Source organism: Prevotella sp. (assembly GCF_036570325.1).
GTDB lineage: Bacteria > Bacteroidota > Bacteroidia > Bacteroidales > Bacteroidaceae > Prevotella.
On record NZ_DATCYK010000055.1, the window covers coordinates 39893 to 63195 of the forward strand.

Sequence of the window (23303 nt, forward strand, 5' to 3'; positions counted from 1 at the left end):
TTTCAAACGGCTGACGGTCATTTTTAACTTACGCATTATCTCTCTTATAATAAATAGCTTATGGAAAACAAAAGAACTTGTCTTTACGACAGACACGTGAAACAAGGGGCACTGATTTCGCCGTTCGGCGGATTCGACATGCCCATCCAATACTCCACCATCATTGAGGAGCACCAAGCCGTGCGCCAACACTGCGGCGTATTCGACGTGAGTCACATGGGGGAGGTGACCGTAGAGGGGCCTGACGCCGAGCGATGGGTGAACCATATCTTCACCAATGACGTGACCAACGCCCCTAAAGGCAAAATTTTTTATGGCATGATGCTCTATGAGCATGGTGGCACGGTGGACGATTTGCTGGTCTATAAAATGGATGAGGCCAAGTTTTTCATAGTTATCAACGCGGCAAACATCGATAAGGACTGGGCATGGATGCAGGAACATGCCGATGGTTTCAACATAACGCTGCGGAATTGCAGTGAAAACTACGGGCAATTGGCCGTCCAAGGACCGGAAGCGGTTAGCGTTATGGAGAATGTTTTGCAGCTTCCATGCGATGAGTTGGCCTTTTACACCGTGAAAACCATAGGCAACATCATCGTCAGTCGTACCGGCTATACCGGTGAGGATGGCTTTGAGATTTACGGAGACCATGACTATATCAGGCAGGCTTGGGACCAACTGATGGCCGCGGGCGTACAACCGTGTGGCTTAGGCTGCCGTGACACGCTGCGATTTGAGGTGGGATTGCCGCTCTATGGCGATGAACTGACCGACGAGATAACACCGGTCATGGCCGGACTCGGTATGTTCTGCAAGCTCGACAAGCCCGAGTTTATCGGCAAGGAAGCACTCGTGAAGCAGAAAACCGAGGGCTTTGCCAAGAAACTGGTTGGCATAGAACTTAATGACAAGGCCATTCCACGCCATGGATATGCCGTACTGAAGGATGGCAAAGAGGTGGGAGTAGTCACCACGGGCTACCATACCATATCGACGGACAAGAGCGTTTGCATGGCACTCGTCGATTTTGAGCACTCCAAACTCGACACGCCGCTCGACATTCAGATACGTAAGAAAGTGTTTCCGGGCAGGGTTGTCAAAAAGAAATTCTACGAAAAGCATTATAAGAAATAACTATATACATTATTATATATAACCGAATAAAAATCTATTACACAACGTTTAACAATCAATACTTATCAATATGGCAAAGGTTTTAGAAGGACTCTGCTACTCAGAGTCACACGAGTACGTAAGAGTTGAGGGCGAGTTTGGCTACATCGGCATAACAGATTTCGCGCAACAACAGTTAGGCAACATCGTTTACGTGGACTTACCGGATGTTGATGACGACGTGGAAGCCGGCGAAGAGTTCGGCGCCGTAGAGAGTGTTAAGGCCGCCAGCGACTTGATATGCCCCGTAAGTGGCACGGTAGTAGAAGTAAACGAAGCCTTGGAAGACAGTCCCGAACTGATCAACCAAGACGCTTTCGCCAACTGGATTATCAAGGTGAAACTGTCAGACACGGCTCAATTAGAGGACCTGATGGACGCAACGGCTTACGAAAACTTCTGTAATAAATAAGTAATGGACTATAAATATTTTCCTCATACCGAGAAGGATATTCATGAAATGCTGGCTACCATCGGCGTAGAAAGGCTGGAAGACCTCTATGCCGATGTGCCGGAAAGCATTCGATTCCAAGGAGAATATGATATTCCTTCTGAAAAAAGCGAGCTCGAACTCAGGCAACTGTTCGCCGAACTTGGGCAACAGAACCGACAGTTGGTTTGCTTTGCCGGAGCCGGAGTGTACGACCATTACACTCCTTCCGTGATTCCTTCCATCATAGCTCGGTCAGAATACCTCACAAGTTACACGCCTTATCAGGCTGAAATCTCACAAGGCACGCTGCACTACATCTTTGAATATCAAAGCATGATGGCCGAACTGACGGGCATGGACGTATCTAACGCGTCACTGTACGACGGTTCCACCGCCACGGCAGAGGCCGCGCTGATGGCCGTTGCCGCAGGAAAGAAGGCCAATCGCATACTGATTTCCGACACGGTGGACCCAAAGACCATCGCCGTAGTTAACACTTACGCCCATTTCCAGCACATTGAGATAGAATTGGTACACCATAAAGACGGTGTCACCGATATGCAATCAATGCGAGAGAAGTTAGCGGCAGGCGGCGTTGCGGGCGTTATCGTGCAGCAACCCAACTACTTCGGCATTATCGAAGATTACACCGGATTGGCCGATACCTGCCATGACAACAAGTCATTGCTTATCATGAACAGTGTCGCCGCTGACTTGGCAGTCTTGAAAACGCCCGGGGAATGGGGCGCCGACATTGCCGTTGGCGACGGACAAAGCCTCGGAATACCGATGCAGTTTGGCGGTCCGTACATCGGATATATGTGCTGCAAGGAAAAACTTATCCGAAAAATGCCGGGACGTATTGTAGGTATGACCAAGGACAATCGTGGCCAGCGGGCGTTCGTACTGACCCTTCAGGCCCGCGAACAGCACATTCGTAGGCAGAAAGCAACGTCAAATATCTGCTCCAATCAGTCGCTCATGGCGCTCTTTGTCACCATTTACATGGCGCTGATGGGTAAGAACGGGCTCAAGGAAGTTGCCCTCCAATCGTATAACAATGCCCACTACCTGCATGAAAAGCTATTGGCGACGGGCCGATTCATGGAGGTTTATCGCCATCCTTTCTTCAATGAATTCTGTCTGAAGTACGATGGCGATGTCAGCGAACTACTGAAACGCTGCGAGGAAGAGGGAATCTTTGGCGGTATAGCGATGGAAGACAATATGCTGTTGATAGCCGTCACCGAGAAAAGAACGAAAGAAGAAATGGATCATCTTGTAAAAATAGCTGCCTTATGAACAACAAACTATACGGAAATTTGATATTTGAGCTCTCCAAAGAGGGCCGTCGCAGCTATTCGCTCCCAAAGAATGACGTGGGTGATTATGACCTTCCACAGTCTCTCTGCCGACAAACAGACGCCGCGTTGCCTGAATGTGACGAGCTGACCATCGTGCGTCACTACACCAACCACAGTGCCAATAACTTCGGAGTGAACAACGGTTTCTATCCGTTAGGTAGCTGTACGATGAAATACAATCCATGTATCAACGAGGAAATAGCCGCCATGCCGGCCTTCACTAACCTCCATCCACTGCAACCAAAGCCCACCGTGACTGGCGCCAAGGCTGTATGTACACTATTGGAGCAACTCCTCTGCAAACTCACCGGCCTGCATGCGTTCACCCTAAAGCCTTTTGCCGGCGCCCACGGTGAGCTGACCGGACTGATGGTGATACGTGGTTACCACGAAAGTCGCCATGATGAAAAGCGCACGAAGGTCATTATTCCCGACTCGGCACATGGAACCAACCCCGCTTCGGCGGCCGTTTGCGGACTCGAAGTCATTGAAGTGCAAAGCCGAAGCGACGGAACGGTCGACGTAGACCACCTGAAAGCCATACTGAACGAGCAAGGTGAGGAGGTCGCAGCTATGATGATGACCAATCCTAACACCTTAGGACTCTTTGAAAAGAGTATCCCCGAGATTGCCGAACTTATCCATGAACACGGCGGATTGATGTATTACGACGGCGCCAACCTCAATCCTATGCTGGGAGCATGCCGTCCCGGCGATATGGGATTTGACGTTATGCACATCAATCTGCACAAAACATTTGCCACACCACACGGCGGTGGCGGTCCGGGAGCCGGTCCCGTGGGCGTCAGAAAGGGCCTTGAAGCGTTCTTTCCCATGGTTAGTCCCTATGAAGGGAACTTTGCCGTGCTGATAAAAGCCTGCGCTTACATTCTCTCTTTGGGCAAAGAACACGTTAAGGAGGTAGGTCCGCTGGCCACGCTGAACGCCAATTACATCAAAGAACGACTGAAAGACTTGTACTTATTGCCCATTCCCGGGCTATGCAAACATGAGTTTGTCTTCGACGGATTGGCCGATAAATCAACGGGAGTCACCACGATGGATGTGGCAAAGCGACTGTTGGACTACGGTTATCATGCGCCAACGATTTATTTCCCCTTGCTTTTCCATGAGTCGTTGATGATAGAACCACCCGAAAATGAGAGCAAGGAAACGATGGATAGCTTTATTGCCATCATGCGACAGATAGCCCATGAAGCGTCGGAGCAGCCCGACCTCGTGAAAAACGCACCTCATCACACGCCCATTGGCCGAGTGGATGACGTGCTGGCTGCCAAACATCCGGTTGTCACTTATCGACAACTTCTGAATGATAAAGACTGATTTCATCATTTTATGACAAAAACCGACCTTATTATTATAGGTGGCGGACCCGGCGGCTATGGTGCTGCCGGGTACGCCGCACGGCTTGGACTCGACGTCATTGTTATAGAACAAGCGTCCGTGGGTGGCACATGCCTCAACGTGGGGTGCATACCTACCAAGACATGGAGCCACGAAGCCGACATTCTACGGGCACGCCGAACGGCTGATCCGACCGCAACCATTGACTTTCAACGGGTGCGTCGGCGCCAACAAGAAGTGATAGAACAACTCCGCAACGGCGTGGAGACCCTACTATCAGCCCCCTCCATCCGCTTAGTCAAGGGCAAAGCCCACTTCATCGATGCACATACGGTGGCTACCGATGAGGAAACATTCGAGGCAAAGCACATCATCATCGCCACAGGTTCCGAAGCCAAAATGCCTCCCATAGCCATAACGGACACGCAAAGGGTCATGACTTCTACCGAGCTCTTGGCCATTGACCATGTTCCGGAGAGCCTTGTCATCATCGGCGCCGGCGTTATCGGGATGGAATTTGCCAGTATTTTCCAAACCTTTGGTAGCAAAGTAACGGTCATCGAATACCTGAAGGAATGCCTACCCACGCTCGACAGCGACATCGCCAAGCGCCTTCGCAAGTCCATGGAGAAGCGGGGAATAGACTTCCACATGCAAGCCGGCGTGACAGCCATCACCGCTAACGGCGTTACTTTTGAGCGCAAAGGCAAACAACAGACCGTTTCGGCCGAAGCCATATTGATAGCCACGGGACGCAAACCTTGCTTGGAAAACCTCCGGTTGGAAGCCGCAGGCATAGCGTTCACGGCCAAAGGTATCACCGTGGATGAGCAAATGCGCACTTCTTGTCAAGGAATCTACGCCATAGGTGACGTTAACGGGCAAACCATGTTGGCCCATGCCGCTTCCATGCAGGCCATCATAGCCGTGAACAACATCCTTGGCCGCACCGATCATATCGACCTTTCCATCATGCCTTCAGCCATTTTCACCTATCCCGAGGCCGCTTCCGTAGGCCTATCAGAGGACTTCTGCGAGGCGAAAGGCATGGAATACACCTGCCGAAAAGGCTTTTTCCGAGCCAATGGCAAAGCTATGGCCATGGAAGAGACCGAAGGCATGGTGAAACTGATAGCCGATAGCGACGGCAAAGTGGTGGGTTGTCACGCTTTCGGTGCCCATAGCGCCGACATGATACAAGAAATAAGCTCACTCATGTGCATGGGTGTCACGATAGAACAACTGCGTGATATGGTCCATATCCACCCCACTTTGGGCGAAATCCTGCACGACACCTCCATGATTTCATGACTTTTTTGTAACTTTGGTCCCAAATTGATGATATATGGGTAAAAAGAGAAAACATCAAGAGTGGCTCGATTACGTAGTGATAGCCTTGGCCATGATGATGGGAAGTGTGGGGCTTGGCGTCTTTTTATTGCCAAACCACATCACAATGGGCGGCGTAGGAGGTATAGCTTCCATCCTTTATTGGGGCTTTAAGATTCCCGTCAGCGTCAGTTACTTAATCGTTAATCTTGCGTTATTGGCCGTGGCACTGCGCATTTTAGGCTGGAGATTCTGCGCAAAGACCATCTATGCCGTCGCCGTGTTCGCCGGAACGCTCACCGTAGTGCAACACTACATGGGCGACAGACAGTTTTTGAGCGACCAACCTTTCATGGCTACCGTGGTCGGTGCGTGCTTCATGGGTGCCAGCTCGGGCTTGGGACTGGCCTCGAATGCCAGCACCGGAGGCTCTGATACGGTAGCGGCCATGCTCAACAAGTACTACCATCTATCCTTAGGTCGCATCATCTTGGTATGCGACCTCATCATCATTACATCGAGCTACTTCGTCTTACGCGATTGGGAAACGGTCATCTACGGCTATGTTTTTCTGTTTATCGCGTCGCTCTTTGTCGATCAGGTAGTCAATATGATGCGCCGTTCCGTCCAGTTCTTTATCATTTCCGACAAGAGCGCGGAGATAGGAAAAGCTATCAATGTCGACGCGGAGAGAGGCTGCACCGTCATCGACGGCCACGGATTTTATAGCGGCAAGGACGTCAAGATACTCTTTGTGCTGGCCCGACAAAGCGAGTCTTCCACCATTTTCAGACTGATACAAGACATCGACCCCACGGCTTTCGTCTCGCAAAGCGCGGTCATCGGCGTCTACGGCTTGGGCTTCGATCGCTTCAAAACAAAACTTCACAGCTCTAAAAGTGGCAAAACCACACTGCCGGAGTCGTGATGTTCCATCCCCTGCGCACCGAAGCGCCCTATCCCACACAGTTCAATAATCCCTTTGATTACGAACCCGAAGCCTGTTGCAAAGCGGCCGCCGCCCTTTTGCAGCAGGCTTTAAGCCATGCCTATGAGGGCCATGAATACGCCATCAATGACGAGTTTAGGCAGGAGATAGCCCAAGGCAAGATGTTCGGCGTGCTGATCGTGGCCGACGAAACGACCCAACAAGTAGGCTACTTGGCCGCTTACTCGGGACAAGTGGGCGGTAGGGCCAACTGGGAAGGCTTCGTTCCACCCGTATTCGACTACCTCCAACCCGATGGCTACTTCAAACTACACGAGGCAGAAATCAGCCGTATCAACCGCTCCATAGACCAATTGGAGCACCACCGGCCCATGACGGAGGCCAAGAAGATAATCCAACAACTTGACGAAACCCGCCGACAGACCCTCCACAACTATCAATCACAAATAAAAGAGGCCAAGGCCCGCCGTGACGCCCGAAGAAAAGCAGGTCCGCTCACGCCCGAAGAAGAGCAACAACTCATCAGGGAGAGCCAGTTCATGAAGGCCGAACTGCGCCGGCTGAAGCTATCGTTGAACGAGCCGACGCCCTTGGAAACGGAATACCGACAGTACGAGGACAACCTGAAACGCCTGCGCCAACTACGCCGACAGCTCTCTGACAGCCTGCAACAATGGCTCTTCAGCCAATTCCGCATGCGCAATAAGGACGGCAACGTGGCCGACCTGCTCACCATTTGGGCCACAGCCGACACGCCAACCGACATTCCGCCGGCCGGAAGCGGCGAATGTTGTGAGCCCAAACTGCTGCAATACGCTTTCACCCACAACCTTCGTCCCATGCAAATGGCCATGTTTTGGTGGGGCAAAAGCCCGAAAGACGAAATTCGTCATCACCTCCATTACTATCCGGCCTGCAACGGCAAGTGCAAACCCATCCTGCGGTTCATGCTTGGCAACCTGCTTCCCGACACCCTCGTACGGCCCCATGAGATACAGCAAGGCCCGCCGCCATCCGCTCCACAGCCCACATCTTCACTTCCCTTGCTCTACGATGACTCCTCGCTGGCCGCCATCAACAAGCCCGCGGGCCTGCTCTCCGTGCCCGGAAAGCAAGCTGCCGAATCGGTATATGCCATCGCCCGCCGCATGTTTCCCAAGGCCGAAGGCCCGCTTCTGCCCCATCGGCTCGACATGTCGACCAGCGGCATTCTGCTCATTGCCAAGAACGACCGCATGTTTCATGCCCTGCAAGAGTTGTTCCTGCACCACCAAATCCATAAAACCTACATAGCCGTGGTATCGCCGCAGCCCCATTCGCCGCTGCTCCGGGGCAACAGCCAAGGCACCATCAACCTTCCCTTATCGCCCGACTACCTCGACCGACCGCGCCAACGGGTCGACCGCGACCACGGAAAGGAAGCCATCAGCCGCTACGAGGTCATCAGCCGGGAGCAAGACGCCGAGGGGCGGCCACTCTACCGCTTGGCTTTGCAACCGCTGACGGGCCGCACTCACCAGCTGCGCATGCACTGTGCCCACACCGAAGGGCTGTCGGCGCCCATCCTCGGCGACCCTCTCTACGGCCATCAGCAGGCCAACCGCATGTATCTTCATGCCACCCGAATCAGCTTCGCCCATCCCCTGACGGGCGAAAGTATAACGATCGATTGCCCGCCCGATTTCTGATGGTTTACCATAAATTGACCCTTTTCGCTTGGCTATATCAACAAAAATACAGATATTTGTAACTCATTAAACCCAAAACCATGTTTTCCAAAGAAGAAATTGACAACTATCGGGCCGCCGTGCTCCAAGCTATGATTACCAAAACCGACGCCAATGGCAATCCGATTATAGAGGAATCAGAAGCCCAAACCTTGCTAAAGGGCTTCACCGACGACGAACTTAGCGACGGTATGCCGTTCAATACCGCCGATGAAATGGCCGACATGTTGTTAACCGATTGATTTTTTACATGACATCGTTCCGAAAAGCGACTCCCGAAGACTTTGATTCCTGCTGGCAACTCATCGATGAAGCCCGCTGGAAAATGATTCGTGACGGGCGTTGCCAATGGACATCCGACTATCCATCGCCCGACATCATCCGCCACGACATCGACCAAGGACACGCTTTCGTCATCGAAAACGAGGGGAAAATAACGACCTATGGCGTCATAGCCATCAACGCCGAACCGGCCTACAGTCAGCCCTCGGCCCATTGGCTGAGCCACGGCGACTACTTCGTTATCCATCGATTGGCCGTCAGCGTGGACGAAAGAGGACGGGGATGGGGCCACCGCTTCATCGAGGAAACCGAACGCCACAGCCGTCAAAGGGGCGTCAACAGCATCAAGATTGACACCAATTACGACAATACCCAAATGCTTTCCATGATGAAAAGCATGGGATATACCGCCTGCGGCGAGATAGATTACGGCGACAAAGGCATGCGTCTGGCCTTTGAGAAGCTTTTGACAGACGACCCAAAACCATAGAATCTTATTTTAATTTATAACCCAAAAACCTGAAGAAATATGACAAATCAGACAACAACACTGACCACCGCCATCGTGGCAGAAGCTTTTGAGAACCATTTTCATCAACCCGCAGGCGTATTCTATGCCTCGCCCGGTCGTATCAATCTTATCGGTGAGCACACCGACTACAACGGAGGTTTCGTGTTCCCCGGCGCCGTTGACAAAGGCATGATAGCCGCTATCAAGGTCAATGGCACCGCCACTGTCAACGCTTTCTCCATCGACTTGAACGAAACGGCTACCTTCGACCTCAACGACGAGCAAGGTCCCAAGGCCAGTTGGGCCCGCTACATCTATGGCGTTTGCCGTGAGATGATGCTCCGCGGCGTAACTGTTCAAGGCTTCGACACGGCCTTTGCCGGCGATGTTCCATTAGGTGCGGGCATGTCTTCATCGGCAGCGCTCGAGAGTTGCTTCGCTTTCGCCATCAATGAGCTGTTCGGTGAGAGCAAAGTTGAGAAGTTCGAGCTGGCTCGTGCCGGCCAAGCTACCGAGCATAAGTACATCGGTGTGAACTGCGGTATCATGGACCAGTTCGCTTCTGTCTTCGGAAAGAAAGGCCATCTTATGCGCCTCGACTGCCGTTCGGGCGAGTTCGAGTATTTCCCCTTCAATCCCCAAGGCTATCGTTTGGTGCTGCTCAACTCCTGCGTAAAGCACGAGTTGGCCTCATCGGCTTACAATGATCGACGCCGCAGTTGCGAGAATGCCGTGGCACACATCGCCGCCCGCCATGCCGGAGTGGAGACTTTGCGCGACGCTTCATGGGAATGGCTCGAGGAAATCAAAGCCGAAATACCCGAAGAGGACTACCGTTGCGCCAAATATGTGCTGGGTGAGAAGGACCGTGTGCTTGCCGTTTCCGACGCGTTGAACAGCGGTGACTACGAGACGGTGGGCAAAATGATGTATCTTACCCACGAAGGACTGAGCAAGGATTACAAAGTATCATGCGACGAGCTCGACTATCTCAACGATATTGCCCGTGAGTGTGGTGTTACTGGCTCACGTGTGATGGGTGGCGGCTTCGGCGGTTGCACCATCAACCTCGTGAAAGATGAGCTTTACGATAGCTTCATCGCCACGGCCAAGGAGAAATATAACGCACGCTTCGGCAAGGAACCATTGGTTTACGACGTAGTCATCGGCGATGGCTCACGCCGCTTGGAAGCATAAACCTAACCCCTCTGCTTATCGAGCAGCAATCCCTCCAGCGGATTGCTGCTTTTTTTATGCCTTATAAAAGCGCTGAAGAAAAATAGATAAAAAGGAATAATCACTTTCCCAAAGCAGCCCATCCACCTCGTGAAAGGCCTGCTTTGACCACGCAATAGCTATGCTTTGATGGGGTCAAAAGCCCGCTTTCACCCGACCAAAAGCCCACAATGATTTATCCGAAGAATAACTTTGGTAAAATCCAAGACAACCATGTAGATTACCAGTCCACAGAGCTGTAACCTCCACATTACCCGCTAAAAAACTATAGCAACGACCCATGGTCAAGAAACCATAGACAAATTGAGCCTCCACATTACCCGCTAAAAAACTACAGCAACAACCAATGCTCAAGAAACCATAGATAAATTAAGCCGCCACATTGCCCACTAAAAAATCTGAAACAACGTATCGGTCTGACCGGTCCGACTCGTCCGATTTTTAACAACTACTCATCTAATCAATAAAATGCCTAAAAATAAACGGCTGATGGCGTGTTTTTGAAGCATTGGAGCGATAAAATGACAATTTAAAGGGTAAAAAAAATCGCAGAAACTCACGTCCCTCCGATCATCAGGTGGGGCCGCCTTTCGGCTCCACCATTTACTCTAACCAATCTTATACCTAATAACTAAAAACCTAAAAACAAAAACATGAATAAATATGTTTCCTTTTATAACAATCTTTTATTACCTTAACTAATAACCTATATCCTGATACCTAAACAATCTTTTCTTTACCTTGAACTAATCCTATATAAACGTTTCCTTTACAATCTTTTCTTTACCTTAAACTAATCCTATGTCGTTATTCGTTACCTAAACAATCTTTTATTTACCTTAACTAAACCTATCGTCCTGATCTTTTATAACAATCTCTATTTGTCAACCTTAAGAGTAACTAACCCTTGTTTCTTTTTGACATTGCAAAGATAGGCACATTTCGGCCATAACGCAATGTATTTTTTTCGCTTTCGTGCGAAAACCTTATTATTCTTGACCTATATCAAGCGTTGTGTTCGCACACAATGTTAAATTCGCAACTAAGCTATGATTTTCTTATCATAATGTCTTGGCAGGTTTCTTTTTGCTCCATCCCAAGGAAAAATGATAAATGAGAACATTTAAAAAGCCCCTCCCGCAGGGTGCGGAAAGGGCTTTCTATTGTTTCGTTTTCATCAATGGGCACTTTCGTTGGCGCCCAATTGCGCTTTTTTAGCGTATAAAGAGCAGCTCCCGATACTTGGGAAGCGTCCACAGTTCGTCAGCCACGATAAGCTCGAGCTTGTCTATCTGATAGCGAATACTGTCCATCTTTGGGGCCACGGTGTCGTGGTAAGCCAAGGCCTTTTGGCGCTCGTTCTCTATCTTGTTGGCCACCTTGCGGGCGTTGACCAGCTCTTCTATGCCCGTTTCGATAATCTGTGTGCGCTCGGCTATCTCACGAATAATCTTCACGTTGCGTGCGGTGAGGGCTTTGCCTTCCTCCCTTCCGAAGATGTTTATCATGCCCTCGACGTTCTTGGCCAGCCTGCTTTGGTAGTGGGTGGCCACGGGTATGATGTGGTTCATGCTCAAATCACCCATCACGCGGGCCTCTATTTGAATCTTCTTGGTGTAAGTTTCCCACTTCACTTCGTTGCGGGCTTCAAGCTCACTGTGGCTCATGACGTTCATCTTTTCAAACATCGAAATGCTCTCTGCGTCGAGATAGCGATCGAAACAGATGGGACAAGCGGCTTCGCAGTCGAGTCCGCGGCGAGCAGCCTCGGCTTTCCACTCCTCACTATAGCCGTTCCCGTCGAAGCGTATGGGCTTACAACGCTTTATATCCTCACGAATGACGTCAATAATGGCGCTTGTCTGGTCCTCACCGCTGGCTATCAACGCGTCCACTCGCTGCTTAAAATCGGTCAAGGCCTCAGCTACGGCCGTGTTAAGCACGATAAGAGCGCTGGCACAGTTGGCCTCTGACCCCACGGCACGGAACTCAAAGCGGTTTCCGGTGAACGCAAACGGACTTGTACGGTTACGATCTGTGTTGTCAATCATCAACTCCGGTATTTCCGGAATGTCGAGTTTCATGCCCTTTTTGCCAGCCACATTGAACAGTTCGTCCTTGTCTGCCTTCTCAATATGGTCGAGCAAGTCGGTCAGTTGGCGTCCCAAGAAAGATGAGATGATGGCGGGTGGCGCCTCGTTGGCCCCTAAGCGGTGGGCGTTGGTGGCGCTCATGATACTTGCTTTCAGCAGTCCGTTGTGGCGATAAACACCCATGAGCGTCTCCACAATGAACACCACGAAGCGCAGGTTGTCCTCCGACGTCTTGCCGGCGGCATGGAGCAACACGCCCGTATCGGTCGTAAGGCTCCAGTTGTTGTGCTTTCCCGACCCATTGACGCCGTCGAACGGCTTTTCATGAAGCAACACCCTGAAGCTGTGTTTGTGGGCAACCTTCTTCATAAGGCTCATCAACAACATGTTATGATCTACCGCCAGATTGCACTCTTCATAGATAGGAGCCAGCTCAAACTGATTCGGGGCCACCTCATTGTGACGGGTTTTGCAGGGAATACCTAACTCCAAGGCCTGTGTCTCAAGGTCTTTCATGAAGGCTTGAACACGCTCCGGAATGGTACCGAAGTAGTGGTCGTCCATCTGTTGGTTCTTGGCGGAGTCGTGACCCATGAGCGTTCGGCCCGTGAGCATGAGGTCAGGGCGTGCCGAATAAAGACTCTCGTCCACAAGGAAATACTCTTGTTCCCAACCCAAGTTGGTCTGTACCTTCTTCACTTTCTTGTCGAAGTAGTGGCAAACATTGGTTGCTGCCACGTTGATGGCATGGAGCGACTTCAGCAAAGGCGCCTTATAGTCGAGCGCCTCGCCCGTATAGGATATGAAGATGGTGGGAATACAGAGCGTATCATCAATGATAAATACCGGCGAGGTAGGGTCCCATGCGCTGTAGCCGCGGGCCTCGAAGGTGTTGCGAATGCCGCCATTGGGGAAACTTGAGGCGTCGGGTTCCTGCTGAACGAGCAGCTTTCCTGAGAATTCTTCTATCATTCCGCCCTTTCCATCGTGCTCCACGAAGGCGTCATGCTTCTCTGCCGTGCCTTCCGTCAGTGGCTGAAACCAGTGCGTGTAGTGGGTAACACCGTTTTCCTCGGCCCACTGCTTCATGCCTTTCGCTACGGCGTCGGCTATGCTACGGTCAAGTCGTGTACCGTTGTCGATGACATCTATCAGCTTATTATACACGTCGGCCGACAGATACCTGTACATTTTCTGACGATTGAATACATACTTCGCAAAGTATTCCGATGGGCGTTGGGTAGGTTCGGGAACCTCTATGGGACGCTTTCTGAAGGCTTCTGCTACGACTTCAAATCTCAAGTTCGACATAAATTCTATTGTTTTAAATGTGTGTAATATCGTGTTACGAGGGCAAATATACGAAAAATGAAAGCACTATTGGCGCATGGGAAACAAAAAACTCTCACGGTCGGTGAGAGCTTTACACTATATATTTACCAAAACTTATTGTTTTCCTCGCTGTATTCAAAGCCAACCGCTGCCAGTTTCTGCTCTAAATCGTGGCGATTAACGTCCATATCGTCGCACAAATCGTCGAGCGAACGGTAGTCGTCACGCAGCAACATGTTAACAGCACTGAATAAAATCATAGGGTCGTTGGGTAACTTCTCCATTATCTCTTGCTTACAATTATAAAATGATTGGCAAAGTTACTGCAATTCAATGGGCCGAAAAAGAAAATTAATGATTTTTTAAATAAAAACCCGTTTCCCTTTGGTTTGTGTGTTAATTGAACTACCTTTGCAGCGCAAATTTGTATAGTCATAGCGTAGTTTTGGTATCGTTACGACACGGAATTTATAGAGTTGCGGCATGATAATTATAGAGAGACAAGGTTAATAGCGTATCATCACCGCGAGAAGTATATATAAATAATGTGTGATTTGGGTATAGATACAAAACAAAAGCAGTATAGATACGATACAATATCAGTAGAAATATGATACAATATCGGCATAGATACGGCGCAATTTTAGTTTAAACGACATGAGCAAGAAGCAGATTCTCCTGATCAATGACATGGCAGGCTATGGTAAAGTGGCCACGGCGGCCATGCTTCCGATACTTTCTTACTTTGGACATCCTACGTATAACCTTCCTACAGCGTTAGTTTCAAACACGTTGGATTACGGAAAGTTCAACATACTTGACACGACAGAGTACATCAAAGGCGTGTTCCCCGTTTGGGAACAGTTAGGTTTCTCTTTCGACGCGATAGCCACCGGCTTCATCGTTTCCGAGCTTCAAGCCGACATTATCTCCCGTTACTGCCTGCAAGAGGCCGCCAAGGGCACCACCATCTTCGTCGATCCCATCATGGGAGACGAGGGAAAGCTGTACAACGGCGTAACTCCGGCCGCCATCAACTCGATGAGGGCCATGCTCAGTGTGGCCCATCTGTGTTATCCTAACTACACGGAGGCCTGCTATCTCACGGAAACCACCTACCGAGAGGAGGGCGTCAGCCGCGACGAAGCCCTGCGATTGCTCAATCATTTACGCAAGATAGGCCCCAAGTCGGTGCTTATCACCAGCATAACGGTCGACGGTCAGCCGTCGGTGATGGGCTTCAACCACCTTACAGAGGAGTATTTCCAACTTCCCTACGACGAAATTCCGGTGCACTTTCCCGGCACCGGCGACATATTCTCAGCCGTTCTCATCGGTCATTTGCTCGATGACGAGCCCCTGAAGGACAGCACCCGCAAAGCCATGGACGCTGTCTACACTTTTATTAATCTCAATAAGGACAACGAAGACAAGAACCGCGGTATTCCATTAGAGCAATACCTCGACGTTCTCAATCAGTAAGATGGAGGCCGCCACGGCATGTCTGACAAGCCGCGCGGCCCTTTATCGGTCAATCATTTCTTATTTATGTGGCTTGACTCTTTATTCAGTATTCACTCTGCCGTGCAGGCCGTAGCGGTTCTGTCGGCCGTTTGCACCTTGGGGTTGGCGCTTGGCAAACTCCATTATAGGGGCATATCCTTGGGTATAGCCTTTGTTTTCTTCATCGGAATCGTGGCCGGTCATTACGGTTTTACGGTCGATCATGACATTCTTCTCTTCGCCGAGAGCTTCGGATTGTCGATGTTTGTCTACGCCTTAGGACTGTATGTAGGTCCCAACTTCTTTGGTTCGCTGCGCCACGAGGGCATTCAGTTCAACCTATGGGGCCTCGCCGTCATCCTCACCGGTACACTGCTGGCCATTGCTTTCTGCTACATTTTCCCGTTGAACGTGGCCGACATGGTGGGCATTCTGTGCGGCGCGACGACCAACACGCCGGCACTTGGCGCGGCCCAGCAGGCCTTGCAACAGATGGGGTTGCCCAGCGGGCGGGCTGCCTTGGGCTGTGCCGTGACCTATCCGTTGGGCGTCGTGGGCGTCATCATTGCCATGGTTATCATGCGAAAGCTCTTCGTAAAGCCCCACCACCTGCTCACCCACTCGCCAAGCGATGAGGATCATACCTACGTGGGGCAGTTTATCGTGGTCAATCCGGCCCTCTCGGGCAAGACCATAGCGGCCATTTCGCAGATGACTCATAGGCATTTCATCATCAGCCGTGTGTGGCGCGACGGTCAAGTCATCATGCCCCATGCCACGACAGTGCTGCAAGTGGAGGACAACTTGCTCGTGGTGACCCACAAGGAGGAAGTTCCGGCCATGGAAATCCTATTCGGCAAGAAGGTGGAAAAGGATTGGAACAAGGCCAAAATAGACTGGAACGCCATTGATTCCAAGGTAGAGAGCCGCGTGATTGTCATGACCAAGACGGCGCTCAACGGCAAACGACTCGCTCAATTGCAGCTCCGCAGCACCTTTGACGTCAACGTGAGCCGCATCACCCGTGGCGACATAAAGCTCTTGGCCACCGATGATTTGCGCTTACAGTACGGCGACCGCCTCACCATCGTGGGCCCACCGGAGGACATCGACCACGTGGAGGCCTTCTTGGGCAACGCCGTCCAGACGCTCAACGAGCCCAACTTGGGCGCCATTTTCTTGGGAATGCTGCTCGGCGTGGCCGTAGGCACCATTCCCATCTCCATTCCCGGCATGACAGCCCCCGTGCGCTTGGGTATCGCGGGTGGCCCCATCATCATGGGAATCATCATCGGCGCCCTCGGTCCGCGGGTGCATTTCATCACTTATATGACCCGTAGCGCCGGCCTCATGCTGCGCAAGCTGGGCCTCGCCCTCTACTTGGCATGCCTCGGTGTGGACGCCGGCGGCCAATTCTTCGACACCATCATGCGCCCCGAAGGCCTTATGTGGGTGGGCATAGGCTTCCTGCTGACCATCCTGCCGGTGCTCATCGTGGGCTACATAGCGCTGCGGTTGCGCAAGTTTGACTTCGGAACCATCTGCGGAATCCTTTGCGGCAGCATGGCCAACCCCATGGCCCTGACCTATGCCAACGACACGATTGACGGCGATTCGCCATCGGTCAGCTATGCCACGGTGTATCCCTTGGGCATGTTTATCCGAGTGATTATCGCCCAAATCATCGTCATGTTCTTGGTATAAGCACAAAAGCCTGACCATCAAGGCTTTACTTCTATAAAACAATTGTGGCCCTTTTGCCTCGTCAAACGCCTGCTTTCATCACGTGAAAGGGCTGCTTTGACCGGGCAAAAGGGCCACTCTTATGTTCTTACCTCCGGCCTATCAGCGGCTCATGCTGTAGGGTCGGTTCTCCTTGGCGGTAGCTCTCTGTTGATTGGGCGTGACAGTCATGTCGAAGACAAGGCTGGTGCCTTTCAGCAGTTCCTGATGGTCGATGAACGTATTGTCGTATTCCGCCCCGTTCATCGTCAATCGGTTGATGTAACGATTGGCCTCGCTGTTGCGTGGAGCGTCAATGGTTACCTTCTTACCGTTCTCTAAATGGAGGGTCATGTGCTTAAAATAAGGCGTTCCGATGACGTATTGGTTGCTTCCGGGACACACGGGATAGAAGCCCATGGCCGAGAACACGTACCACGCCGAGGTCTGTCCGTTGTCCTCATCGCCACAATATCCGTCGGGATTGGCCGAGTATAAGCGGTCCATAACCTCACGGAGCCAATATTGGGTCTTCCAAGGTTGGCCGCTGTAGTTGTAGAGATAAATCATGTGTTGTATGGGTTGGTTGCCATGCGCGTAGTTACCCATGTTCATGATCTGCATTTCTCGTATCTCATGAATCACACCGCCGTAGTAGCTGTCGTCGAAAATGGGAGGCACGATGAATACGGAGTCCATCATCTGATTGAAGGTTTCATCGCCCCCCATGAGGTTGATGAGCCCCTGCGGGTCGTGGAATACGCACCAAGTCCAATGCCATGCGTTGCCCTCAGTGAACGCGTCGCCCCACTTGAACGGGCTGTAAGGGCTCTGGAAGCGGCCGTCTTTATTTCTTCCTCGCATCAAATTGACGCTCCGATCGAACACGTTACGGTAGTTATTGGCCCGTTGGGCAAAGGGTTTCAGCTCTTTTTCAGACTTTCCGAGGGCTTTTCCCAATCGGTAAATACACCAATCGTCGTAGGCATACTCGAGCGTTCGGGCCACGCTTTCGTTGATTTTAACGTCATAAGGCACGTAACCCAGCTTGTTATAATACTCATATCCCAATCTGCCCGTGCTGCTAACGGTGGGGTGAACGGCGTTGGCGCCATGCTTCACGGCCTCCCACAGCGTCTCGGTATCCTGCGTGCGAACGCCTTTCAGGTAAGCGTCGGCCACGACGGAAGCCGAGTTGTTGCCCACCATACATCCCCGATGACCGGGGCTTGCCCACTCGGGAAGGAATCCACTCTCCCTATACGCGTTGGCCAAACCGGCCTGCATCTTGGCATTCATCGATGGATAGACCAAGTTAAGGAAAGGAAACAGACAGCGGAAGGTGTCCCAAAAGCCGGTATCGGTGAACATATAACCCGGCAAAGTCTTGCCGTTGTAAGGACTGTAGTGTACCGTTTGCCCATTCTTATCTATCTCATAGAAGCTCCGGGGGAACAGTACGGAGCGATAGAAGCAGCTGTAAAACGTGCGCAGATGGTCGATATTATCGTCTTCCACCTCAATGCGGCCCAGCACATCGTTCCACTTCTGACGGCCTTGGGCCTTGATTTCGTCGAACGACTTTTGGCCCAGCTCCTTCAGGTTTTGCTCGGCCTGCTCGTAACTTATGAACGAAGAAGCCACCCGGGCGTGCACCGTTTCGCCCCGACGGGTCTTGAATCCGATGATGGCTCCCGCGTGTTCGTCCTGCAATTCGGTCTTACTCTCCGTTATATGGCTGTCATTGGCCGTGGCCGTAAAGGTGAATGGCTTGTCAAAAACAATGACAAAATAGTTCTTGAAGTTATCGGGCACACCGCCATTGTTGTACGTATTGTAGCCGATAATCTTGTTTTCATTGGGTAAAATCTTCACATACGAGCCCTTCATGTAGGCATCTACCACCACCTTGGCGGCCTCGCTCTCCGGGAAAGTGAAGCGAAACATGGCCGCACGCTCGGTAGTTGTCAGCTCGGTAACGATGTCATAGTCGGCCAAATACGCCTTATAATAATAAGGTGTGGCCTTTTCGGCCTTGTGAGAGAACCAGCTTGCCCGCTTCTCCTCACTGAAAACGGCCCGTCCGGTGATAGGCATGAGCGAGAAAGCGCCGTAATCATTGATCCACGGACTGGGCTGATGGGTCTGCTTAAAGCCACAAATCTTGTCGGCACTATAGGTATATGTCCAGCCATCGCCGTTCTTTGACGTCTGCGGAACCCAGAAATTCATGCCCCAAGGCATGGCCACGGCGGGATAAGTGTTGCCCGTCGACAGCGAATATTTCGACTCCGTGCCGACCAAAGTGCTTACATAATCAACCGGTTGCAGCGCTGTCTTGCCCCAAGCGGCCAACGACAAACAGACCAACAAGGCTGATGTGAGGATTTTTTTCATAAGAATAATATGTTTAGATTGATTTTATTAAGTTTTTGTTATTTGCCGGTGAATGATGAAAACACATGCTTTCGTCCGATGGGCAAAATTAGTTAATTTATCGGTTGGGTGCAAATATTTGGGCCAAATCATCACAAAAGCAGCCCTTTCATCGACATGTCGTTTAACTAAAATAACATTTTGGAGACGCCAATATGCCATCAATTATGCTTAACTTTGCACACATGAACCCATACGTTAAGCAATATCCCGACCTCATGTCGGGCAAGAAAGTCATGTATGTGCATGGTTTCCTGTCGTCATCGCAAAGCGGTACCGTCACCATGCTTCGAGAATTAATGCCCCAAGCCACCATCGTGGCCGAGGATTTGCCCGTTCATCCCGAGGAAGCGATGGCATTGTTGCGCGCCACAGTGGAGCGTGAACAGCCTCAACTCATCATTGGCACGTCCATGGGGGGCATGATGACCGAAATGTTGACGGGCTATGACCGCATATTAGTGAACCCGGCATTCCAAATGGGCGACACTATGAGCAACATGACGGGCCGTCAAGAGTTTCAGAATCCGCGCAAAGACGGCGTTCAGGAGCTGATGGTAACAAAAGGACTCATCAAGGAATACAAGGACATAACGCAACAGTGCTTCGCCCACATCACCGAAGAGGAACAATCGAGGGTGTACGGTCTCTTCGGCGATAACGACCCCGTGGTGCATACTTTCGACCTTTTCAAGGCGCACTATCCCAACGCCATCCGCTTCCATGGCGAGCACCGGCTCATCGACAAGGTAGCCATTCACTACCTCATACCCGTGATTCGCTGGATAGACGACCGTCAGAACAAGACCGAGCGGCCCATCGTCTACATCGATTACGCCACCCTTCACGACGCCTACGGCCATCCCACGAGCAGCATGCACAAGGCTTACGAGCTGCTGTTGGAGCATTACAACGTATATATCGTGGCGCCGGCGCCCACCAACGAGCCTGAAGCCATGAGCCAAACGCAGGCTTGGTGCGAGGAATATCTGTCGGCCCCGGCCTACAATCACGTGATATTCGCCAATCAGAAGCAGTTGCTCTACGGCGATTATTTCATCGACTCAACTCCTTGTCCCGACTTTATGGGCACGTCAATCGCCTATGGCAGCGACGAATTTAAGACTTGGGAAGAAGTCATTATCTTCTTCGAGAGGTTAGGAGGACAGTGACTTGGGCTGCACACCGAACTCATCCTTGAAGCATTTTGAGAAGTAACTGGGCGACGTGAAGCCCACGGCGTAGGCCACTTCGGATATGTTCATGCCCGTGGTCTTGAGCAAGTTATCGGCCTGATTGAGGCGTGTCTTACGCAAAAGCTCCACCGGCGACAAGCCCGTAAGGGCCTTTACCTTACGATAAAGCTGCACTCTGCTCAGCCCAATCTCGCTCCCCAAGGCCTCCACACTGAACTCATTTTCCTCCAAATGACGGCGAATGATGTCGTGAAGATGGTTGATAAACTCCTGATCGCGCAGCGATAGCTGTGGCTGTTCGCCACTCTTACTATCTGACGGGTCGGGAGTGACCGGCTCGTTCGTGGCACTCACCATCTGCATGGCATAGAGACGGCGCATGCGTTCACGCCCTTGCATGATGTTATCGATACGTGCCATGAGCACTTGGGAGCTAAACGGCTTGGTAATATACGAATCGGCACCACTCTTATAGCCCTCGGCCACCTGCGAATCCTCGCTCTTTGCCGTCAGCAGAATCACGGGAATGTGGCTCGTGGCGGTATCACTCTTGAGGTGCTGGCACAACTCCAACCCATTCATGACGGGCATCATAATGTCCGAAATGATGAGGGCCGGTACATGCTCACGGGCTTGCCGCAGGCCCTCCTCGCCGTTGGCAGCCTCCAAAATATGGAATCTGTTGTGAAGAACAACGCGCAGATAATGGCGTATATCGTCGTTATCATCAACGATAAGCAGGCTGTCGAGCCCCTTGTTCTCGGTATTTTCCCGCGTTTCCACGGCCATCGACTCCAATTGGGGCACGTTATCGTCGGAAACATTCTCGTGCATATCGATTCGTTTTCCCGAGGTGTCGAACTCTACTTTCTTGAAATCGAGAATATTACTCACCAACTTCATCAGCTCATTAGCGTTGCGGGCAGTCGACCGAAGCGTATCAAAGTCGTGGTCTTTCAGGTGTCCCCGGTTGACGATATGGTTAATCGGGTCGGCGATAAGCGTCAGGGGCGTGCGTATCTCGTGGCTCACGTTGGTGAAGAAGTCGAGCTGTCGCTCCTGCATACGCTCACGTTCCTCGTTTATACGTATGCGTTCGTAGTAGTAACGGTAGGTCATGAAGATGGCCGCCACCAGCAGAACGACGATAATGCCACCCATTATCAGCAGCCAGCGCTGGGCATTGTAGCGGCTCAGATAGTCGTTGATGCGACCGTGAAGCGTATTGAGATCATCGCTCTGGCGGCTTATTTCCTCGGCCTGAAGCAAGAGTACGTTGGCATTCTCACGGGTTACGAGGGCCGACTTAAGCTTCGTCTCACGATGGAAAGGCCGTCTGTTCAGTATTTTCATGGCCAAATCCATCACCTCATCGCCATGCGTGGGATAGATATAAGAGGCCTCGAGCAACCCGTCGCGCACCTGCTCAAGTCCTCCTCCCTTCGTAGCCAGCGCGTCAACGCCGCAAAAGAGCGTGGTCGAAAGCAAGTCATGGGCCATGATAGCGTCACGAGCGCCCATGGCCATGCGGTCGTTTTGGCCGAAAACAAAGTCTATCTTGCCCGCTCCTTCCTGCTTCAGGAAGCGTCGCATGGCTTGTTCGGCCGACAATTGGGTCCAATCTCCTTGCAGCGTTCCGGCCACCTCAATGCCGGGATAACGCTTCAGTGCCTCCATAAAGCCCTCGTGGCGCTCAATGGCAGGCGACGAACCGCGGAGGCCCATCACCTCAACCACACGCCCGCGGCCCCGCAACCGGGTGGCGATATAGTGCCCCATCTGCCGTCCTATCTCCCTATTGTCGGCCCCGATGTAGGCCGTATGGTGGTTGCCGCCCGACTTTCGGTCGTACACTATCACGGGAATATGGTGGCGTTGGGCGTTCTCCAAGGCCTCATTGATGGTATTTGTTTGGTTGGGAGCCGCTATAATGAGGTCAACTCCCCTACTGACGAATTGGTTGATTTGCTGTATTTGGCGCTCATCGGAGTCATCTGCCGAGGCGAAATGCAGCGTTACGCCGTCATAAGCATAAGCTCCGGTACGCAGTTCCTCATTAAACTTGTCGCGCCAAATGTCTTCCGAGCATTGCGAAACGCCTATCTCAAACCGCTTCGCGTCATCAGCACACGACAGCAGCAACCCCGTGAGTATCCAAAGGAGCAGATAAGTAGATTTTGTTTTCATGTTATCGTCATTGAAGTGCTGAAAAATGGAAGCCCGAGGGCCATCCATGGTTCAGACAAAAGTAAGCATTTCGATTTATTTTTACAAATAAAAATGGCCTTTCTTTCTAAAAAAGGCCTGAAAACAGCCCTTTTCCCGCTTTATGAAAGCAGTGCTTTGACCGTGTGAAAGGGCTGCTTTGAGGCGATGAAAGCGGCCCTTTCGGAGGATCAAAGGCCATGTTTTGATTTTCCACCCATGGCGCCTTACCATTCCATCCATAAACTTTCGACCGATGGCGACAGCCGAAACACGGTCCGGCGGCAAGGCCATGGGGAGGTGAGAAAGAGCTGTTTGTTTTCATTTTTCGTTCATTTTATGCCATAAATGTTACATGTAACAATCGTTTCAGCTTATGAACGATTTATAATAAGGACTGCCACGGCTTTGCTTTATCTTTGCCTCGAAATCCTGAAAATCCAA

At 51.4% G+C, this 23303-nt stretch carries 17 protein-coding genes; 13 read left to right on the top strand and 4 right to left on the bottom strand.

The features are described 5' to 3' along the window. The first annotated feature begins 60 nt into the window (after positions 1-60). The 10 genes from gcvT to galK all read left to right on the top strand — a co-directional run bounded on the left by gcvT (position 61) and on the right by galK (position 10333). Positions 61-1137, top strand: coding sequence for a glycine cleavage system aminomethyltransferase GcvT (gcvT, locus tag VIR50_RS03945; protein WP_331933837.1), 1077 nt, complete (start codon positions 61-63; stop codon positions 1135-1137). A gap of 70 nt (positions 1138-1207) precedes the next feature. Then, positions 1208-1588, top strand: coding sequence for a glycine cleavage system protein GcvH (gcvH, locus tag VIR50_RS03950; protein WP_331933838.1), 381 nt, complete (start codon positions 1208-1210; stop codon positions 1586-1588). A 3-nt stretch (positions 1589-1591) separates the two neighbouring features. Further along, positions 1592-2911 carry an aminomethyl-transferring glycine dehydrogenase subunit GcvPA gene (gcvPA, locus tag VIR50_RS03955; protein WP_331933839.1) on the top strand — a complete coding sequence of 440 codons (1320 nt, stop codon included), beginning with the start codon at positions 1592-1594 and terminating at the stop codon, positions 2909-2911. Further along, on the top strand, positions 2908-4317 hold the full coding sequence (gcvPB, locus tag VIR50_RS03960) for an aminomethyl-transferring glycine dehydrogenase subunit GcvPB (protein WP_331933840.1): 1410 nt from the start codon (positions 2908-2910) through the stop codon (positions 4315-4317). The genes gcvPA and gcvPB overlap by 4 nt, the downstream gene beginning before the upstream one ends. Positions 4318-4329: 12 nt before the next feature. Beyond that, the gene (gene lpdA, locus VIR50_RS03965) at positions 4330-5649 is read left to right on the top strand and encodes a dihydrolipoyl dehydrogenase (protein WP_331933841.1); all 1320 of its coding nucleotides are present in this window, start codon (positions 4330-4332) and stop codon (positions 5647-5649) included. A 34-nt stretch (positions 5650-5683) separates the two neighbouring features. Then, on the top strand, positions 5684-6595 hold the full coding sequence (locus tag VIR50_RS03970) for a YitT family protein (protein ID WP_331933842.1): 912 nt from the start codon (positions 5684-5686) through the stop codon (positions 6593-6595). Then, entirely contained in the window at positions 6595-8304 is a 1710-nt protein-coding gene (locus tag VIR50_RS03975; RefSeq protein WP_331933843.1) for a pseudouridine synthase, read from the top strand. Before VIR50_RS03970 ends, VIR50_RS03975 begins: the two co-directional genes overlap by 1 nt. 80 nt (positions 8305-8384) lie before the next feature. Continuing rightward, complete coding sequence (locus VIR50_RS03980) at positions 8385-8585, top strand: hypothetical protein (protein ID WP_331933844.1); 201 nt, start codon at positions 8385-8387, stop codon at positions 8583-8585. An 8-nt stretch (positions 8586-8593) separates the two neighbouring features. Beyond that, a complete protein-coding gene (locus tag VIR50_RS03985; protein WP_331933845.1) occupies positions 8594-9115 on the top strand; it encodes a GNAT family N-acetyltransferase in 522 nt (173 codons plus the stop codon). A 39-nt stretch (positions 9116-9154) separates the two neighbouring features. Beyond that, positions 9155-10333: a galactokinase gene (galK, locus tag VIR50_RS03990; protein WP_331933846.1), complete on the top strand. Its 1179-nt coding sequence runs from the start codon at positions 9155-9157 to the stop codon at positions 10331-10333. A 1253-nt stretch (positions 10334-11586) separates the two neighbouring features. On the opposite strand, the gene VIR50_RS03995 is transcribed toward galK, so the two are convergent. Both VIR50_RS03995 and VIR50_RS04000 read right to left on the bottom strand, forming a co-directional pair. Then, positions 11587-13776, bottom strand: a complete 2190-nt coding sequence (locus tag VIR50_RS03995; RefSeq protein WP_331933847.1) for a glutamine synthetase III family protein — start codon at positions 13774-13776, stop codon at positions 11587-11589. Between the two features lie 125 nt (positions 13777-13901). Beyond that, the gene (locus tag VIR50_RS04000; RefSeq protein WP_331933848.1) at positions 13902-14081 is read right to left on the bottom strand and encodes a DUF4250 domain-containing protein; all 180 of its coding nucleotides are present in this window, start codon (positions 14079-14081) and stop codon (positions 13902-13904) included. 373 nt (positions 14082-14454) lie between these two features. On the opposite strand from VIR50_RS04000, the gene VIR50_RS04005 reads away from it, so the two are divergent. After that, the gene (locus VIR50_RS04005; RefSeq protein WP_331933849.1) at positions 14455-15279 is read left to right on the top strand and encodes a pyridoxamine kinase; all 825 of its coding nucleotides are present in this window, start codon (positions 14455-14457) and stop codon (positions 15277-15279) included. 66 nt (positions 15280-15345) lie between these two features. Next, positions 15346-17004 (top strand): putative transporter, encoded by a 1659-nt coding sequence (locus VIR50_RS04010; RefSeq protein WP_331933850.1) that lies wholly within the window; start codon positions 15346-15348, stop codon positions 17002-17004. 141 nt (positions 17005-17145) lie between these two features. On the opposite strand, the gene VIR50_RS04015 is transcribed toward VIR50_RS04010, so the two are convergent. Further along, positions 17146-19419 carry a GH92 family glycosyl hydrolase gene (locus tag VIR50_RS04015; protein WP_331933851.1) on the bottom strand — a complete coding sequence of 758 codons (2274 nt, stop codon included), beginning with the start codon at positions 19417-19419 and terminating at the stop codon, positions 17146-17148. Between the two features lie 206 nt (positions 19420-19625). On the opposite strand from VIR50_RS04015, the gene VIR50_RS04020 reads away from it, so the two are divergent. After that, positions 19626-20630, top strand: coding sequence for a YqiA/YcfP family alpha/beta fold hydrolase (locus VIR50_RS04020; RefSeq protein WP_331933852.1), 1005 nt, complete (start codon positions 19626-19628; stop codon positions 20628-20630). Here VIR50_RS04020 and VIR50_RS04025 read toward each other — a convergent pair. Continuing rightward, complete coding sequence (locus VIR50_RS04025) at positions 20616-22841, bottom strand: hybrid sensor histidine kinase/response regulator transcription factor (RefSeq protein ID WP_331933853.1); 2226 nt, start codon at positions 22839-22841, stop codon at positions 20616-20618. The genes VIR50_RS04020 and VIR50_RS04025 overlap by 15 nt on opposite strands. Positions 22842-23303 lie beyond the last annotated feature (462 nt).

Bases quoted from the DNA above. Each gene is read 5' to 3' on its own strand.
- VIR50_RS04025 (WP_331933853.1), bottom strand. From the start codon at position 22,841: ATGAAAACAAAATCTACTTATCTGCTCCTTTGGATACTCACGGGGTTG.
- VIR50_RS03995 (WP_331933847.1), bottom strand. From the start codon at position 13,776: ATGTCGAACTTGAGATTTGAAGTCGTAGCAGAAGCCTTCAGAAAGCGT.
- gcvH (WP_331933838.1), top strand. From the start codon at position 1,208: ATGGCAAAGGTTTTAGAAGGACTCTGCTACTCAGAGTCACACGAGTAC.
- gcvT (WP_331933837.1), top strand. From the start codon at position 61: ATGGAAAACAAAAGAACTTGTCTTTACGACAGACACGTGAAACAAGGG.
- gcvPA (WP_331933839.1), top strand. From the start codon at position 1,592: ATGGACTATAAATATTTTCCTCATACCGAGAAGGATATTCATGAAATG.
- VIR50_RS04020 (WP_331933852.1), top strand. From the start codon at position 19,626: ATGCTTAACTTTGCACACATGAACCCATACGTTAAGCAATATCCCGAC.
- VIR50_RS03985 (WP_331933845.1), top strand. From the start codon at position 8,594: ATGACATCGTTCCGAAAAGCGACTCCCGAAGACTTTGATTCCTGCTGG.
- VIR50_RS04005 (WP_331933849.1), top strand. From the start codon at position 14,455: ATGAGCAAGAAGCAGATTCTCCTGATCAATGACATGGCAGGCTATGGT.
- VIR50_RS04015 (WP_331933851.1), bottom strand. From the start codon at position 19,419: ATGAAAAAAATCCTCACATCAGCCTTGTTGGTCTGTTTGTCGTTGGCC.
- VIR50_RS04000 (WP_331933848.1), bottom strand. From the start codon at position 14,081: ATGGAGAAGTTACCCAACGACCCTATGATTTTATTCAGTGCTGTTAAC.
- VIR50_RS03980 (WP_331933844.1), top strand. From the start codon at position 8,385: ATGTTTTCCAAAGAAGAAATTGACAACTATCGGGCCGCCGTGCTCCAA.
- VIR50_RS03975 (WP_331933843.1), top strand. From the start codon at position 6,595: ATGTTCCATCCCCTGCGCACCGAAGCGCCCTATCCCACACAGTTCAAT.
- VIR50_RS04010 (WP_331933850.1), top strand. From the start codon at position 15,346: ATGTGGCTTGACTCTTTATTCAGTATTCACTCTGCCGTGCAGGCCGTA.
- lpdA (WP_331933841.1), top strand. From the start codon at position 4,330: ATGACAAAAACCGACCTTATTATTATAGGTGGCGGACCCGGCGGCTAT.
- gcvPB (WP_331933840.1), top strand. From the start codon at position 2,908: ATGAACAACAAACTATACGGAAATTTGATATTTGAGCTCTCCAAAGAG.
- VIR50_RS03970 (WP_331933842.1), top strand. From the start codon at position 5,684: ATGGGTAAAAAGAGAAAACATCAAGAGTGGCTCGATTACGTAGTGATA.
- galK (WP_331933846.1), top strand. From the start codon at position 9,155: ATGACAAATCAGACAACAACACTGACCACCGCCATCGTGGCAGAAGCT.